This is a genomic window from Burkholderia sp. AU33803, from assembly GCF_002223095.1.
Lineage (GTDB): Bacteria > Pseudomonadota > Gammaproteobacteria > Burkholderiales > Burkholderiaceae > Burkholderia.
Genome location: NZ_NKFJ01000004.1, coordinates 762,423 through 778,891 on the forward strand (window position 1 = coordinate 762,423; position 16,469 = coordinate 778,891).

Annotated in this window: 16 protein-coding genes; 8 read left to right on the top strand and 8 right to left on the bottom strand. The window is 67.9% G+C overall.

From position 1 onward, the window contains the following. From CFB41_RS06025 to CFB41_RS06035, 3 genes are read left to right on the top strand one after another with little or no spacing between them, the layout of a single operon-like run. Window positions 1-543 carry a type II secretion system protein gene (locus tag CFB41_RS06025; protein ID WP_089455889.1) on the top strand — a complete coding sequence of 181 codons (543 nt, stop codon included), beginning with the start codon at window positions 1-3 and terminating at the stop codon, window positions 541-543. A 9-nt stretch (window positions 544-552) separates the two neighbouring features. Further along, window positions 553-963, top strand: a complete 411-nt coding sequence (locus tag CFB41_RS06030) for a type II secretion system protein (protein ID WP_089455890.1) — start codon at window positions 553-555, stop codon at window positions 961-963. Further along, entirely contained in the window at window positions 960-1,565 is a 606-nt protein-coding gene (locus tag CFB41_RS06035) for a type II secretion system protein (RefSeq protein WP_089455891.1), read from the top strand. The genes CFB41_RS06030 and CFB41_RS06035 overlap by 4 nt, the downstream gene beginning before the upstream one ends. 133 nt (window positions 1,566-1,698) lie before the next feature. On the opposite strand, the gene CFB41_RS06040 is transcribed toward CFB41_RS06035, so the two are convergent. From CFB41_RS06040 to CFB41_RS06050, 3 genes are all read right to left on the bottom strand, one after another. Next, window positions 1,699-3,663 (bottom strand): PhoX family phosphatase, encoded by a 1,965-nt coding sequence (locus tag CFB41_RS06040; protein WP_089439621.1) that lies wholly within the window; start codon window positions 3,661-3,663, stop codon window positions 1,699-1,701. A gap of 159 nt (window positions 3,664-3,822) precedes the next feature. Then, window positions 3,823-5,016, bottom strand: a complete 1,194-nt coding sequence (locus CFB41_RS06045; RefSeq protein ID WP_089455892.1) for an ammonium transporter — start codon at window positions 5,014-5,016, stop codon at window positions 3,823-3,825. A 264-nt stretch (window positions 5,017-5,280) separates the two neighbouring features. Next, window positions 5,281-5,616, bottom strand: coding sequence for a hypothetical protein (locus CFB41_RS06050; RefSeq protein WP_089455893.1), 336 nt, complete (start codon window positions 5,614-5,616; stop codon window positions 5,281-5,283). A gap of 193 nt (window positions 5,617-5,809) precedes the next feature. On the opposite strand from CFB41_RS06050, the gene CFB41_RS06055 reads away from it, so the two are divergent. The 4 genes from CFB41_RS06055 (at window position 5,810) to CFB41_RS06070 (ending at window position 8,278) form a co-directional block, all read left to right on the top strand. Beyond that, window positions 5,810-6,238 (top strand): hypothetical protein, encoded by a 429-nt coding sequence (locus tag CFB41_RS06055; protein WP_089455894.1) that lies wholly within the window; start codon window positions 5,810-5,812, stop codon window positions 6,236-6,238. Between the two features lie 90 nt (window positions 6,239-6,328). Further along, complete coding sequence (locus CFB41_RS06060; RefSeq protein WP_089439623.1) at window positions 6,329-6,784, top strand: Rrf2 family transcriptional regulator; 456 nt, start codon at window positions 6,329-6,331, stop codon at window positions 6,782-6,784. A 129-nt stretch (window positions 6,785-6,913) separates the two neighbouring features. Then, window positions 6,914-7,555 (top strand): NAD(P)-dependent oxidoreductase, encoded by a 642-nt coding sequence (locus CFB41_RS06065; RefSeq protein WP_089455895.1) that lies wholly within the window; start codon window positions 6,914-6,916, stop codon window positions 7,553-7,555. A gap of 252 nt (window positions 7,556-7,807) precedes the next feature. Further along, window positions 7,808-8,278 (top strand): Lrp/AsnC family transcriptional regulator, encoded by a 471-nt coding sequence (locus CFB41_RS06070; protein WP_069247564.1) that lies wholly within the window; start codon window positions 7,808-7,810, stop codon window positions 8,276-8,278. A gap of 57 nt (window positions 8,279-8,335) precedes the next feature. Here the strand turns inward: CFB41_RS06070 and CFB41_RS06075 are convergent, their stop codons facing one another. The 3 genes from CFB41_RS06075 to CFB41_RS06085 are packed head-to-tail and all read right to left on the bottom strand — an operon-like array spanning window position 8,336 to window position 11,838. Continuing rightward, window positions 8,336-9,109, bottom strand: coding sequence for an ABC transporter ATP-binding protein (locus tag CFB41_RS06075; protein WP_089455896.1), 774 nt, complete (start codon window positions 9,107-9,109; stop codon window positions 8,336-8,338). Window positions 9,110-9,113: 4 nt separating this feature from the next. Beyond that, entirely contained in the window at window positions 9,114-10,805 is a 1,692-nt protein-coding gene (locus tag CFB41_RS06080; protein ID WP_089455897.1) for an iron ABC transporter permease, read from the bottom strand. Beyond that, window positions 10,795-11,838: a Fe(3+) ABC transporter substrate-binding protein gene (locus tag CFB41_RS06085; protein WP_089455898.1), complete on the bottom strand. Its 1,044-nt coding sequence runs from the start codon at window positions 11,836-11,838 to the stop codon at window positions 10,795-10,797. The genes CFB41_RS06080 and CFB41_RS06085 overlap by 11 nt, the downstream gene beginning before the upstream one ends. A 243-nt stretch (window positions 11,839-12,081) precedes the next feature. Here CFB41_RS06085 and CFB41_RS06095 point away from each other — a divergent pair, with 243 nt between their 5' ends. After that, on the top strand, window positions 12,082-12,243 hold the full coding sequence (locus tag CFB41_RS06095) for a hypothetical protein (RefSeq protein ID WP_006476417.1): 162 nt from the start codon (window positions 12,082-12,084) through the stop codon (window positions 12,241-12,243). A gap of 147 nt (window positions 12,244-12,390) precedes the next feature. Here the strand turns inward: CFB41_RS06095 and CFB41_RS06100 are convergent, their stop codons facing one another. Together CFB41_RS06100 and CFB41_RS06105 are read right to left on the bottom strand one after the other, a co-directional pair. Then, window positions 12,391-13,758: an amino acid permease gene (locus tag CFB41_RS06100; RefSeq protein WP_089455900.1), complete on the bottom strand. Its 1,368-nt coding sequence runs from the start codon at window positions 13,756-13,758 to the stop codon at window positions 12,391-12,393. 290 nt (window positions 13,759-14,048) lie between these two features. Continuing rightward, a complete protein-coding gene (locus CFB41_RS06105) occupies window positions 14,049-16,340 on the bottom strand; it encodes an FUSC family membrane protein (protein ID WP_089455901.1) in 2,292 nt (763 codons plus the stop codon). Between the last annotated feature and the right edge of the window lie 129 nt (window positions 16,341-16,469).

Sequence of the window (16,469 nt, forward strand, 5' to 3'; positions counted from 1 at the left end):
GTGGCCGCGCGCAATGCAGCGACTTGCGTCGGCCGCGGCAGCCGCATCGGCCTGCGCGGCTTCACGTTGATCGAGATGGTCATCACGCTCGCGCTCGTGGCGATCCTCGCGCTCGCGGTCATGCCGTTCTCCGAACTGCTCGTGCAGCGGCAGAAGGAACAGGCGTTGAGTGCCGCGTTGCGCGAGATCCGCACCGCGCTCGATGCGTACAAGGAGGCGAGCGACGCGGGGAAGATCGACAAGGAAGCCGAATCGTCCGGCTATCCGCCGTCGCTGACCGTGCTCGTGACGGGCGTGAAAAACGCCCGCGACCCGAAGGGCGGCCTGGTGATGTTCCTGCGCCGCGTGCCGCGCGATCCGTTCTTCACCGGCGACCCCGATACGCCGGACGAGGACACCTGGGACGTGCGTGCATACGGCACGCCGCCGGAGCCGGCGGCGGACGGGCCTGCGGGGGGCTTCGAGCCCGGCAAGGACGTGTTCGACGTGACGTCGAAATCGGCACGTATCGGCATCAACGGCATTCCGTACAAACAGTGGTGACCTGCCATCATGAAACTCGCTCGCATCCGCAGGATCCGCGGCTTTACGCTGATCGAAATCGTGGTCGTGATGGCGCTCATCGGACTGCTTCTGACGTTGGCCGTGCCGCGCTACATGCACAGCATCGAGCATGGCAAGGAGCAGGTGAGGCTGCAGAACCTGGCGGTGATGCGCAATGCGATCGACCAGTATTACGGCGACAACGGGCAGTATCCCGAGACGCTCGACGAGCTGGTCGCGAAGCACTATTTGCGGGCGGTGCCGGTCGATCCGGTCAACGGCGACGACAAATGGGCGACGCTTGCCTCGCCGGACGAGAACAAGCCCGGCGTGTACGACGTCGGGCCCGCGAGCGCCGCGCAGGGCGTGCAGCCCGGCGTCGCGGCAACGGCTGCGCCTGTGGCGGGGGCAGCGAAATGAAGCGGGCCGGGCGCCGCTTCGCGCGCGCGCCGCAGGCCCGCTGCCGGCGGCAGCGCGGGCTCGTGCTGCTTGCCTTGCTGATCGCGCTGATGCTGATGTCGATCGCACTGGCCGGCGCGCTGGACGTCTGGTCGCTGCAGCGGCGCCGCGAGCAGGAGCGGCAACTGCTGTTCGTCGGCGACCAGTACCGCAAGGCCATCGTCAGCTATTACCGGCTCGCGCGCGCGTACCCGCAGACGGTCGACGATCTGCTGGAAGACACCCGCTTCGCGAAGCCGATGCACCACCTGCGCCGCGCGTATCCGGATCCGGTCAGCGGCAAGAACGACTGGTCCTTCTTGTGGCGGGGCGAGCGCTTCTACGGCGTGTTCAGCAGCTCGGACGGCGCGACGATCAAGCGCGCGGGATTTCCGGATCGGTACATGGATTTCGAAGGGGCCGAGACGTATCGGCAATGGAAGTTCCTGTACCTCGCGCCCGGGCTGTCCGCGCCGCCCGCCGACGCGCCGGCGATTGCCCCGGCGATGCCGGCCAGTGCGCCGAGCCTGTCCGGTTTTCCGGGAGGCACGCTGCCGGGACAGGGCCTGGCCGGCCGGCATTGACGCGCTCGCCGCACAAAAAAAAGCGCGACGCCCGCAACGGGCATCGCGCATCAAACGGCGTGGAGCGCCGACGAATGAACGTGATGAAGAAACGGGCCCGCCGGCGGTGGCGGACCTCCCTCGCGTGACCCGGTCAGGCCTTCGCGAGCTGGATGCTGGTCTGCTCGGCCGTCAGGTAGCCGACGCTGGCGCCGAAGCGGTCCTTGAAGTTCGCACGCACGAGCGGATCGAGCGTCGGCTTCACCTTGTCGTGCAGCGGTGATTCCCAGTCGCCCGCGTGCTGGAAGTTGCTCATGATGTAGGTCCAGCCGTTGATCTCGTCGACCGCGTGCAGGCCCGTCGATTCGGCGCCGGCCGGGCACGACAGCACGCGTACCAGCGACTTCGTGTCGACGTTGTACGCCCACAGGAAGTTGTTCACGTGCATGCCCGAGTCTTCGCCGATGAACAGCGTGCGCAGCTTTTCGGAGAACTTCAGGTTGTCCGGGTTCGCGATCTTGTCCGGGTTCGCGAGGTTGCCGAGCCCGTCGGCCGCGGCGAGATCCTCGCCGACGAGCGCGGCCGGCGCGCCCATGTCGACCGGCACCCATTCGCTGTCGATCGCGCTACCCGTCGTGTCGCGCTGGCTGCCCTTCAGGTTCAGCGCATAGACGGCGCCCGCGGCGATCTTCTTGTCGAGCGCGACGTCGCGCGACACCGCATTGCCCTTGACCATCGACGTCTCGATCCGCGACATCGCCGTGTAGACGATCTTGTCCTTCGCGTTCACGGTCGTGCCTTCGAGCTTCGTGAAGCCCATGCTGCCGCCGAGCAGCGCCGCGTAGCGGTGCGTCTCGAGGAACGCGGCCGCCTTTTCCATCCCCGGCTTCACGCGCATCCAGTTGAACTTGCCGCCGAAGTGGATCTTCGTGTAGCTCGCATCGTTCGGGTCGGTGGTCGCGAGGTCCATGATGTCCGACGCCTTCAGCGTGTTCGCGAGCGCTTCGATCTCGCCGCTGGTTGCGTGGCCGATCCTGATCCACGTGAGCGTCGCGGTGCCCGCGCCGGCGGACGACGTCTGCGTCCACTTCGCGACGTACAGCGTGCCGGCGGACAGGTCGGCCGCCTTGTCGGCAACGAACATGAACAGGCCGCCGTTGGTGGCGTCGTCACCCATCATCACGGTGCGCTGGTCCGGCATCACCTGGATCAGCTCGTGCGAGATGCGGCCGAGGCAGTAGTGCTTCTTCACGGTGCCCGTGCCGTCCGGATTCACGGTGATCTCGGGCAGGTGGCCGTAGTGATAGGGGTTCGCCTTCGTCTCGTCGCCGAACGTGTTCTTGCTGAACGCCTTGAACTGCGCGTCGGTCGCGACCTTCGTCGCGTCCGGCTCGTACTCCTCGCTCGACAGGTGCGTGCCCCACGGCGACAGGCTCGCGCCGCACGTGATCCACAGGCCGTGCGCCTTCGACGTGTCGACGTTGTGGTACTTGACGACCTTCAGCGCGCCGTTGGCCGGATCCTGGTCGAGCGTGAGCACCGCGATCGGCGACGGCAGCTGGCCGTACTGCGAGGCGCTCGCCTGGTCGCGCGTCGTGTATTCGAACTGCACGACGGCGAACACCGTGTTGCCCTTCACGCCGGGCACGTTCGCGTTCTTCAGCGTCAGCAGCGAGCTGCCGTCCGGGCAGTCGGAATAGAACTGGCGCTCCTTGCCGGCCACCGAGCGATCGATGATCGGCTGGTTGTTGATGTCGTAGTAGCCGCCCGCGAGCGTGGTGCCGCCCTTGCCGTCCGGCACCTGGTCGCCCGTCACGAAGAACGGCCGGTACGCCAGCTTGAAGTTGCGCGCCGAGCCGTCCGAGAACGACACCGACAGCGTCGAGCCGACCGTCGTCGTGGCCATCGCGGCCGCGTTGTCGAGCGTCGGGGCGGCCATCGCCGAGAACGTCGCCGACGTGTACGCGGCGGCGACTGGGGCCGGCGTCGATGCGGGATTGTCGTCGCCGCCGCAACCCGTCAGCAGGGCCGGCAGCGCGAGGCCGGAAAGGGGAAGCATCGGCGCGCCGGCGAGGATCTTCAGGGCCTGACGACGGGCAGCATTGGGCAACGCGGGCATGTGGAGTCCAGTTTCAGTTGTTGGAAGAATGGCCTTCGCGAAGCAGGCGGTCGGCAAGCTCGGCGAAGGCAAATTGAAAACTGGACGGAAGTGTAAGGACGCTCGATGAAAGTTTTTTGAATTGAAAACGTAATGTTGCGTCGGGCGTTCGTCAGGCGCTCAATCGCGTTCGGGCGTCGCCGAGATGCGATGGATCGACAGGTCCGCGCCGTCGAACTCGGCTTCGCGATCGAGGCGCAACCCGACGGTCGCTTTCAGCGCGCCGTAGACGAGCGTGCCGCCGGCGGTCGCGATCGCGATGCCGCCGAGCGTGCCGACGAGTTGCGACAGGAACGACACACCGCCGAGACCGCCGAGCGCGGGCACGCCGAACACGCCGGCCGCGAGGCCGCCGAGCGCGCCGCACATGCCGTGCAGCGGCCACACGCCGAGCACGTCGTCGATGCGCCACTTGTTCTGCACGCAGGTGAACATCGCGACGAACAGCGCACCGGCCGCGGCGCCCGTGACGAGCGCGCCGATCGGGTGCATCACGTCGGAGCCCGCGCACACCGCGACGAGGCCCGCAAGCGGCCCGTTGTACGTGAAGCCCGGGTCGTTGCGGCCGGCCATCCACGCGGCGAGCGTGCCGCCGACCATCGCCATCAGCGAGTTCACGGCGACGAGGCCGCTGATCTTGTCGAGCGTCTGCGCGCTCATCACGTTGAAGCCGAACCAGCCGACCGCGAGCACCCACGCGCCGAGCGCGAGGAACGGGATGTTCGACGGCGGGTGCGCGGCGATCCGGCCGTCCTTCGCATAGCGGCCGTGGCGCGCGCCGAGCAGCAGCACGGCCGGCAGCGCGACCCAGCCGCCGAACGCGTGCACGACGACGGAGCCCGCGAAATCATGGAACGGCGCACCGAACGCGTGCGTGAGCCAGGCCTGCACGCCGAAGCGCTCGTTCCAGGCGATCCCTTCGAAGAACGGATAGATGAAGCCGACGATGATCAGCGTCGCGACGAGCTGCGGATTGAACTTCGCGCGCTCGGCGATGCCGCCGGACACGATCGCGGGGATCGCCGCCGCGAAGGTCAGCAGGAAGAAGAAGCGCACGAGCGCGTAGCCGCTGTGTTGCGACAGCGTGCCGATGTCGTCGAAGAACTCGACGCCGTACGCGATCGTGTAGCCGATGAAGAAATACGCGAGCGTCGACACCGAGAAGTCGACCAGGATCTTCACGAGCGCATTGACCTGGTTCTTCTTGCGGACCGTGCCGAGTTCGAGAAATGCGAAGCCCGCGTGCATCGCGAGCACCATGACGGCGCCGATCAACAGGAACAGTGTGTCGACGCCGGATTTCAGACCATCCATGCCGTGGCTTCCTTGCGCAAAAAACGGGCAAGGAATGCAAGTATCGAGCCAACTTGGTGAACGGCTGCGTGGAGTTGGTGCTTCAACCCCGTGGGGTGCGGCAATCCGGTGAATCGTGCACGGGAAGAGGGCGTGGCCGGTGCGGCTGCGATGCGAGGCCGGGTGCACGCGTGTGGTGCGACGTGTGCGGAACTGGTGCGTGCGATATATCGATTGGCGCGGCGTGGTGCGTGATGGTGCGTTGCCGCGCACCGTGGCGGCGCGTCAGTGGCGCGGGAACAGCAGCGGCGGCCGGCGCAGCCGCAGCGCGCACGCCGACCAGTAAGCGGCGACGGTCGTCAACCCAAGCGCGGCAAACGCGAGTGCCGCGAAGCCCGCCAGCGACTGACCGTCGGCGGTGGGGCCAAGGATGCCTTCCGCGACGATCAGCGCGGCCGTCCAGAAGCCGATCACGGCCTGCGTGAGCAGGCGCGCGGACGCGACGCGGCGCGGGCGCCCGGATTCGGCCAGGCGGCGCGCCGACGGCGGGCGCAGGGACAGGAACAGGGTGGCGGCAAGCACGGCGGCCAGGGCGATGAGCCAGTCGACGAGGAAATCCATGAGAAAAAGGGGGCGCGTCCAAAGCGGATTGAAGCGTGCCCACTTTAGTGTCCTCGCGTGTGCGATTGAATCAGACGAGTCCGAAATTGAAAGCCATTTTTAATCACGGTGCGTGATTGGCCCTGTTCCACAGGCGGTATCATCGACGTCGGTCCAACCACGAGGCCGCGCGACGCGCGGCCGGAGATTGCTGATGAACATGAAGACATCGCGGGCGCGTCGCGTGCCCGGGTTCGTGCTGGCGGCCGTGGCCGCCGGTGCGCTGCTGTTGCTCGCGGGCTGCGAGAAGTCCGGCGCGCCGGCCACGCAACCCGATACGGCCGCGAGCGCGGCCGCCGATGCCGCGAACAATGCGGCCAAGGCGCTCGACCAGGTCGCGAGCACCGTCAACCAGCAGCTCAACGCCGCGAAGGCCGGCATCGCGTCCGCGGCGTCGGCCGTGCCGCCGCTGTCCGCGAGCGGCCTCGCCTCCGCCGCGCAGGCGCAGATCGACGCGGCCGCGTCCGCGGTCGTCGCGCATGCGGCTTCCGAAGCCGGCGCGAAAATCGCCGAAGCCGGCAAGAAGCTCCAGCAGTGGAGCCAGCAGAATGCGCCGGGCGCCAAGCCCGCGAGCGGAGAGTGACGCGGGCTTGCATGATCCGCTAAATGTAATTATGATAGTTACACATGTCGCCGGCTGCGGAATGGGCCGGCGTCGTCAAGTGAGTCAGGAATGAATACCAGCAGCCGGTTCGCGTTTGCCGTCCACGTGCTTGCCTTGCTGTCGATGCAGGAGGGCGTGCCGTTGTCGTCCGACATCATCGCGGGCAGCGTGAACACGAATCCGGCGCTGATCCGCCGGTTGTTGTCGATGCTGGCGGCCGCGGGGCTGACCACGTCGCAACTGGGCGCGGGCGGCGGTGCGCTGCTGGCGCGCGAGCCCGGCGCGATCACGCTGCTCGACGTGTACCGCGCGGTCGACGATGCGCAACTGTTCGCGCTGCACCGTGAGGCGCCGAATCCCGCGTGTCTCGTCGGGCGGCACATCCAGGGCGCGCTGGTCGACTACATCGGCGACGCGCAGCGGGCGATGGAAGCGTCGCTGGGCACGCGCACGCTGGCTGACGTGACGGCCGACGTGCTGGAGCTGGAGCAGCGCACGCAGCAGGCGACACGCGCCGGCGGGTGAGCGGCGGCAGGGCAGGAGGCCGGGCGGCGCGAGAGGCGCGGCGACCGGCGCGACGGGGGCTTTGCCCCGTTTTTTTCGGTCTTATATGTAATTAACTACGTTACATATTTTTCTTACTGGAGAATCGATATGACGCAACGTACCTTGAATATCGCGCTGTTCGGCGCCACCGGCACGATCGGCTCGCGCATTGCCGCTGAAGCCGCGCGACGCGGCCATCGCGTGACCGCACTGTCGCGCAATCCGGGCGCAGCCGGCGACGGCATCACCGCGAAGGCGGCCGACTTGTTCGACGCGGCCAGCATTGCGGCCGCGCTGCCGGGCCATGACGTCGTCGCGAGCGCGTACGGCCCGAAACAGGACGATGCGGCGAAGGTCGTCGCAGCGGCGAAGGCGCTGGTCGCCGGCACGCGCCAGGCGGGGCTGAAGCGGCTCGTCGTGGTGGGCGGCGCCGGTTCGCTCGAAGTTGCGCCGGGCAAGCAGCTCGTCGACAGCGAAGGTTTCCCGGAAGCGTACAAGGCGGTCGCACTCGCGCACCGCGATGCACTCGACTACCTGAAGACGGTCGGCGATCTCGACTGGACGTTCTTCGCGCCGGCCGCGCTGATCGCCCCGGGCGAGCGCACGGGTACGTTCCGCACGGGCGTCGGCAAGCTGATCGCGGACGCACAAGGCAACAGCAAGATCTCGGCGGAAGACTACGCGGTCGCGTTCGTCGACGCGCTCGAGCAAGGCAGCTTCGTGCACGAGATCGCGACGGTCGCGTATTGAGCGGTGCGCTGACGCTGGCCGGCGGCGCGTGAGCGCCCGGCGGGCCGCACTGTGCAGGAACGCCAGGCGATTCCCCTTTCACGGGCGGAATCGCCTGTTTCATTTGGCGCATGCGGTGTGGCGGAGATTCGCTCGCTGCGCGCGCATACCGGATCGGTATTTATACCGGTCGACGCGGCGAAGCCGTTTTCATATTGTTCCCCGTTGTGCAGGATGCATAGAATAAATTTCTATCTACGAGGGACTGGAGAAATGGACGCCATCGATCGCAAGCTGCTGGAGCTGTTGCAGGCGGACGCCACGCTACCGATCGCGGAACTGGCGCAGCGCGTGAACCTGTCGCAGACGCCGTGCTGGAAGCGCGTGCAGCGGCTCAAGGAAACCGGCGCGATTCGCGCGCAGGTTGCGCTGTGCGATCCGCGCAAGCTCGGGGTCGGCACGACCGTGTTCGTCGCGATCCGCACGAACCAGCACACCGAGGAATGGGCGCAGCGTTTCACGCAGGCCGTGCGCGACATGCCGGAAGTGGTCGAGGTGTACCGGATGAGCGGCGAGACCGATTACCTGCTGCGCGTCGTGGTAACCGGCATCGACGATTACGACCGCGTCTACAAGCAGCTGATTCGCGCGGTGCCGCTGTTCGACGTCAGCTCGTCGTTCGCGATGGAGCAGATCAAATATTCGACCGCGTTGCCCGTGCGCGATCTTGCCGAGCCGGCCTGACGCGGCAACGAAACGCAGCGATGAAACGACGCGGGCGCGCGCATCGCGCCCGCGAGTTCAGCGGCCGCGCGCCAGTGCGCGCGCGCGTTCGTCGGCCAGCGCGTCGCGGCGCACGAAATCCGCGACGAACGGGCTGGCCGGATGGTGATGCAGCGCGTACGGCGTATCCCATTGCGCGAGCTGGCCGTCCTTCATCACGCCGATCCGGTCGGCGATCGCGAACGCTTCGGCCTGGTTGTGCGTGACGAGGATCGCGGTGTGGCCCGTGCGTTTCAGGATGTCGCGCAGCTCGAACGCGAGCCGCTCGCGCGTATCGACGTCGAGATTCGAGAACGGCTCGTCGAGCAGCAGTAGCTCCGGCGACGGTGCGAGCGCACGCGCGAGTGCGACGCGCTGCTGCTGGCCGCCCGACAGCTCGTGCGGATACGCGCCGCCGGCATCGGCGAGGCCGACGAGCTCGAGCATTTCCGCGACACGCACGCGCCGTTCGGCCTTCGGCATGCGCCGCAGCCCGAACGCGACGTTGTCCGCCGCGCTCAGGTGCGGGAACAGCGCGTAATCCTGGAACATCATGCCGATGCGCCGCCGCTCGGGCGGCACGTCGAGCGATGGCGCCGCGACGGGCACGCCGTCCAGCATGATGCGCCCCATGCGCACCGGCTCGAAGCCGGCGATCGCGCGCAGCACGGTGGTCTTGCCGCAGCCGGACGCGCCGAGCAGGCAGCCGATGTCGCCGCGCGGCAGCGCGAGGCTCAGCCCGTCGACGACGGTGCGGCGGCCGTGCGGCGTGTCGTAGGCGAGGCAGAGGTCATCGAGTTCGAGCAGGTTCACGGTGTCAGGCTCCGATCTTGTGGCGGGTGCGGGCGAGCAGGATCACGGGCACGAGCCCGGCCAGCACGATCGCGAGCGCGGCGACCGCGCCTTCCTCGTAGGTGCCGCGCGCGGCTTCCGCATACAGCCAGGTCGCGAGCGTGTCGAAGTTCAGCGGGCGCAGCAGCAGCGTCGCCGGCAATTCCTTCATCGCATCGACGAACACCAGCAGCGCGCTCGTCGTGAGCGCGGGCCGCAGCAGCGGCAGGTGCACGCGGCGCAGCGTGCCGCCGGCCGTCTCGCCGAGCGAGCGCGCCGCCTGTTCGAGCGACGGCGGGATGCGCGCGAGGCCGGCCTCGATGCTGCCGGCCGGGATCGCGAGAAAGCGCACGGTATAGGCGATCACGAGCGCGGCCGACGAGCCCATCAGCAGCAGCCCGTCGCGGCCGAGCACCGCGCCGAACAGCCGGTCGGCCGCCGCGAACGGGATCAGCAGGCCGATCGCGAGCACGGTGCCGGGCACCGCGTAGCCGAGGCTGGCGATGCGCGCACCCACGCGGGCCGGGCCCGCGCGGGCGCTGTCGCGTTGCGCGCGCGCGGCCCATGCGACGACGAGCCCGCACGCGAGCGTCGCGACGGTGGCGGCGGTGGCGATCGTCAGCGTGTTCGCGAGCCCCGTCATCAGTTGTGCGGATACGCCGCCGACCAGATGCAGCCGCTTGGCGGTTTCCACCGCGAGGTACGCGGCCGGTGCGCCGAAGCCGAGCAGCACGGGCAGCCAGCCGAGCACGGCGGCGCCCAACGCGGCCGCGCCTGTCAGGCGGCGCGGCGCGATCGGCCGCATGCGCCGCCCATGCGCATAGCGCTGGCGGCGGCGCCCGTAGCGTTCGAGCACGATCATGCCGACGACGATCGCGAGCATCGCAAGGGCGATCTGCGCGGCGCCGGCGAGGTCGGAGCGCGTGATCCACGTCGTGTAGACGGACACGGTCAGCGTTTGCACGCCGAGGAATTCCGACGCGCCGATATCGTTCAGCGTTTCGAGCAGCGCGAGGCTCACGCCCACCGCGATCGCGGGCCGCGCGAGCGGCACGACGACGCGCCAGAACGTGGCGATGCGTCCCGCGCCGAGCGTGCGCGCGGCTTCGAGCAGGCTCGCGGACTGCGTGACGAACATCGCGCGCGTGCTCAGGTAAACATACGGATACAGCACGAAGCCGAGCACGAAGATCGCGCCGGGCAGCGAGCGCAGGTCGGGCAGGCGGAACTGGCGCGGGCTGTCGAAGCCGAGCAGCCAGCGGATCGCGCCCTGCACCGGGCCGATCGGGTGCAGCAGGTCGAGATACGCGAACGCGACGATGTAGGTGGGAACCGCGAGCGGCAGCAGCAGCGCCCACGTCAGCATCCGGCGGCCGGGAAAGTCGTACGCGGTGACGAGCCACGCGCAGCCGGTGCCGACGATCGACACGATCGCGCCGACGCCCGCGAGCAGCAGCAACGTATTGACGAGCGCCTGCGGCAGCACGAATTCGGCGAGATGGCGCCAGTGCGCGAGATCGGCGTCGAACGCGGCGGCCACGAGCACCGCGAGCGGCGCCGCGACCGCCGCGGCGATCGCCAGCGCTGCGAGCAGCCACAGGCTGCCCGCGCGCGGCAGCAGGCGCGGCCGGCAGGGCGCGCGGCGCGCGCCGCCGGCGGGGGTTGCGTCAGTTGTCAAAACCGACCTTGTCGACCAACTGGCTCGCCTGCTTGCGATGCTTCGCGATGTCCGCCAGCGGCAGCGGGTCGATCTTCAGCGTGCCGAAGCTGGCGATCACCGGGTCGAGCTTCACGTTCGCGCGCACCGGGTATTCGTAGTTCGCCTGCGCATACAGCGCCTGCGCTTCCGGCGACACGAGGTACTCGAGCAGTTTCACCGCGTTGGCCTTGTGCGGCGCATGCTTCGCGACCGTCGCGCCGCTGATGTTCACGTGCGTGCCGCCGCTCTTCGCGTTCGCGAACGTCGGCCGCACGACCTTGATCGCATCGCCCCACTTGCGCGCGTCGCTGCCGGGCTCCGCATTCTTCATGTGGCCGACGTAGTACGCGTTCGCGAGGCCGACGTCGCAGATGCCGCCGAGGATGTCGCGCGCGACGTCGCGGTCGCCGCCCGTCGCCTTGCGCGCGAGGTTCGCCTTCACCCCGCGCAGCCACTTCTCGGTCGCACCTTCGCCGTCGTGCGCGATCATCGCCGCGACGAGCGCCGTGTTGTACGGGTGCTGGCCCGAGCGGATGCAGACCTTGCCCTTCCATTTCGGATCGGCGAGATCCTCGTAGCGGAACGCGTCGACCTTCAGGTCCTTCTCGACGTACAGCACGCGGTCGCGCAGCGACAGCGCGTACCAGTCGCCGTTCGCGCCGCGCAGGTTCGCCGGAATCGCGTCGTCGAGCGCCTTCGAGCGCACCGGCTGCGTGAGCCCGCCGTCGACGAGATCGAGCAGGTTGCCGACGTCGACCGTCATCAGCACGTCGGCCGGCGACTGCGCGCCTTCCGCCTTCACGCGCTCGAGCAGGCCGTCCTTCACGAACACCGTGTTGACCTTGACGCCGCTCTGCTTCGTGAAGGCGTCGATGAGCGGCTGGATCAGCTTCGGTTCGCGAGTCGTGTACAGGCTCACTTCCTCGGCCGCGTGGGCCAGCGGCGCGAATGCGGCGGCGGCAAGGGCGAGGGCGCCGGCAAGCGGCAGCAGGCGGGTGCGCGGATTCGACATGAAGACTCCGGGAGGGGCAGGTGGACGATGGGAGCGTTCCGGGGCGCGCCTGCCGCCCGAGCGACCCGAAACATTACAAAATGAAAGACTCGAGATTCTAGATCGAAATGGGAACGATTATCAAATGAAAGCTTGCGGCGGCCGGAGGAAGGACGGAGAAGGGGGATCGGAACGGCGCGTCGCAGCGGGCGCGCAAGCGCGTAGAATGCCCGCTTCGATGAATTTGACGGAGTCGCCCCGACCATGAACGATCAGCGCAAGAAGAACCCTGTCCGCAACGTGAGCATCCTGATCGTCGTGGCCGTGCTGCTCGTGATCGGGACGATCCTGTACAACGCGATTTCGCAGAAGCACGCGTACGACGAGGCCCATCCGGCCGAGGCCGCGAGCGCGGCGTCGCACTGACGTGCCGAAGCGCGGCCCGCGGGGCCGCGCACGCAGGTGCAGGCGAAGGGGATGAATCCCCGGCTGTTGGCGCGCGGGATGCCGCGCGGAGCCGGGAGAGAAGCGGGCGCCGGAACCGGCGCGCCGCGCAGGCAGGTCAGTCGTGCGTCAACGTGACGCAGGGGCGAACTTCGGGCGGATCCGTGCGTAGAACACGGCCGCGAGCAGCGCGAGCCAGGCCGCGCCGACATACAGCGCGACGCGCGTGTCCTCGAACCAGCCGAGCATCACGATCACGAAGCCCATGAACGCGATCGTCAGTGCCGGCGCGACCGGCCACAACGGCACCTTGAACTTCAGCGCCGCGACTTCGGCGCTCGACAGCCGGCGGCGCATCGCGACCTGCGACAGCAGGATCATCAGCCACACCCACACGGTGGCGAACGTCGCGATCGCGGCGACCATCAGGAACACGTCCTTCGGCATCAGGTAGTTGAGCAGCACGCCGACGAGCAGCGCGGCCGCCATCACGAGCACCGTGACCCACGGCACACCGTGCCGCGACGTCGTCATCAGCACGGCCGGCGCCTGGCCCTGGCGCGCCATCCCGAACATCATCCGGCCCGCGCCGAAGATGTCGCTGTTGATCGCGGAGATCGCCGCGCTGATCACCACCAGGTTGAGGATGGTTGCAGCCGACTTCACGCCGAGTGCCGAGAAGATCTGCACGAACGGGCTGCCGTCGTTGCCGACACCCGTCCACGGGCTGATCGACATCAGCACGACCATCGTCAGCACGTAGAACAGCAGGATGCGCGCGGGCACCGCGTTGATCGCGCGCGGAATCACGCGCTCCGGATCCTTCGCCTCGCCGGCGCTCATCCCGATCACCTCGATCCCGCCGTACGCGAAGATCACGACCGACAGCGACGCGATCAGCCCGCCGACGCCGTTCGGCAGGAAGCCGCCATGGTTCCACAGGTTCGCGAACGTCGGCACGTCGGCCGAATGGCCGAAGTGCATGCCGGTCAGCAGGATCGCGACGCCGCCGCCGATCATCGCGATGATCGCGCCGACCTTGATGATCGACAGCCAGAACTCGAGCTCGCCGAACACCTTCACGTGGCACAGGTTCAGCCCGCAGATGATCGCGACCACGCCGAGCACCCAGATCCATTGCGGGACATCCGGAAACCAGAAGCCCATGTAGATGCCGAACGCGGTGATGTCGGCGATCGCGACGATCACCATTTCGAGCGTGTAGGTCCAGCCGGTGACGAATCCGGCGAACGGGCCGAGGTTCTCGGTCGCGTAGTGGCCGAACGAGCCGGCGACGGGCTCGCGCACGGCCATCTCGCCGAGCGCGCGCATCACCATGTAGACGGCCGCGCCGCCCAGGATGTACGCCAGGATCACGGCCGGGCCCGCGAGCTGGATCGCGGATGCCGACCCGTAGAACAGGCCCGTGCCGATCGCCGAACCCAGCGCGAGAAAGCGGATGTGCCGCGCGCTCAGGTGGCGCTGCAAGTTTTTCATCGTGTCTCCGATATCGTTATGCGACGGACCGGGCGAGCGGGGCCGGTCCGATTGGCTCAAGTTGTATAGACAACTTAAATGTGAACGAATGATAACAAGCCGGGCCGGGTGACCGGAATCGGGTATTCCCTGACTGGCGCGACGGGCGCAATGGGGGGCTGGGCGGTCGCGCGTCGAGCGCGCGGGCCGCGTGGAACGGGCGGGTCATGCTTCGGGGATCGCTGAATCGGAGAGCGCCGGGGCCGAGCCGCGGCATGCGCGGGCCGGCCACCGGCGGGGTCAAGCCTGGGTCAGGCGGGCAGGCGGATCACGCTCGCATCCTTGCGGATCAGCAGCGACGACGCGAGCATCTGCTTGCACTGGTGCGCGAGCACCTTCAGGTCGTGCGTGAGCTCGGCCCCCACCGCATCGGATTGCTCCGCGGACACGACCATCGCGTCGAGGTCGCGCGTGATCTGCTTCGACGCGTCGAGCTGGTCGGCGGGCGGCGGCTCGCCCGCTTCGGCCTTCTCGAGATTGTCGAGCACGGCGGCGAGGCCGCGATGCAGCGCGTCGTCGTGGAGGATGCTGCCGTCGGCCGCGCAGGCTGCGCGGATCAGCGGCGCGGCGGCCGTGATCTGCGCGCCGAGCACGTGCGTCTGCACGAGCAGGTCGTTCAGTTCGGGCACGAAGCGCTGGTGCGCCTTCGGCTCGATCATCATCCGCTGGAACGCCTGCCCGAGATTCGCGAACGCGATGTGCACGTCCTTGCGCGCGAGGCGGTAGCGGTAGTCGTCGTCGAGGGCCGTGGTCGGCGTCTCGATGGCCGCGGCGACGACCGGCACGACGGCCGCGCCGTCGGCGGCCGGCACCGGCGGCGGCGACATGCCGCGCCCGGCGCGCCATACGGCTTCGAAATACTTGCGGGTGGCGGTGAGCATGTCGGCGACCTGCTTGCCCATCAGCCGGTATTCCCAGTACGGGAACAGCCGGCTCGCGGCGATCGCGATCATGCAGCCGACCACCGTGTCGATTGCGCGCTCGCCGATGATCCGCATGCTGCCCGGCGCGAGCAGGTGGAACATCAGCAGCACGTACGACGACGTGAACACGACGCTCGCCGCGTAGTTGAACAGCAGCAGGCTGTAGCTCATCACCATCGACCCGAACATGATCGCGATCAGCAGGTGCGTATCCTTGACCGTGTAGATCAGCGCGACGCTTGCCGCGCAGCCGATCAGCGTACCGACGATACGCGCCGCGTTGCGCTGCTTGGTGAGCGAGTAGCCGGGCTTCAGGATGATGATGGTCGTCATCACGATCCAGTACGCGTTCGTGAGCGGCAGCAGCCGGCCGAGCCAGAACCCGACCGCGACCGCGATCGTCACGCGCAGCGCGTGGCGGAAGCTCGGCGAGCGCATGTTCAGGTTCGAGAAGATCAGGAGCGGCGACATCCGGCGGCGCTGCAGGAAGCGCGTGAGCGCCTTGTCGATCTTCAGTTCGGTTTGCTGCGGATCGGCGTGGCCCGACAGGTTGCGGCGCATCCGGTCGATCAGGCGCGTCGCGCTCCAGATGCGCCGGAACGTGGCCAGCACGGCCGCATAGGCTTCCGCGTTGGTGGCCGGGAAGTTCTTCTTGCGCATCAGCTCGATCTCGTACTCGATCGCGCGCAGCTCGGCCTTCACGCTGATCCGCGAATGCGGTGCGCGGTTCTCGAGCACCGCGAGGCCGATTTCCTCGAGATCGGCAGCCGCCTTGCGGATCAGGTCGCGGTAGAAAATGATCAGGTCGGAGCCGCCGAACGTATTGCGCACCAGCGGGTAGTCGGTGTGGGCGCCGACGAACAGCTCGTGCAGGTCGACGCTGTTGATGAACAGGTTGTACATTGTCGTGCGGCCGGGGTCGAGCTTGCCGCGGCGCAACTTCGGCAGGTTGCGCAGCACGATGTCGCGCGCGGTTTCCTGCGTTTCGACCGCCGTGATCTGCTTGGCGACGAGATTGCGGTAGCACTCGTCGAGATCGGCATCGAGATCGTAGAACTGCGCGCGCGCGAGCAGGTAGTCGGCGCACGCGAACAGGCTCTCGGCCAGCGCCTGCTGCTCGATGCGGCGCGCCTGCCATTGCGACACGAGCGTGGCCCAGTACGTGTACCAGAGGCCGCCCGCGAGAATCCAGCCGGCGTTGATGAACGCCTGCAGCGGCGTGAACTTCTCCTCGAGCGTCATCACCATCATGAACAGCGTCGCGAAGCTGATCTGCGGCCAGCGGTTGCCGTAGACGACGATCAGCGACAGCACGAAGGTGAGCGGCACGATGGTGAGCCACAGCACGAAGATGTTCGGTGTCGCGAGGCCGGTGGCGAGCGCGGCCAGAAAACCGATCACGCTGCAAGCGAGCATTTCGTTGTGCTTGTACTTGAGCGGGCCGGGCATGTCGACGACACAGGCGCCGAGCGCGCCCGTCGAGATCGTGAAGCCGAGCTCCCGGTTGTGAAACACGATCAGGCACAGCACGGCCGGCAGCGAGACGCCGACCGCGATCCGCAGGCCGCCGAAAAAGTACTGGCTGTAGAAAAACTTTCTGATTTCGACCGAATAGCGCATCGATGGGCTGAATGGCAGACGAAGACGCCCGGGGGCGGCATCTTGACTGGCGACGAGTCTATCGTATTTCGCGATCCGTAAAACCTGGCCGTCCGGACGAGGTTCGCGACGGCGGCCCATTTGCTATCC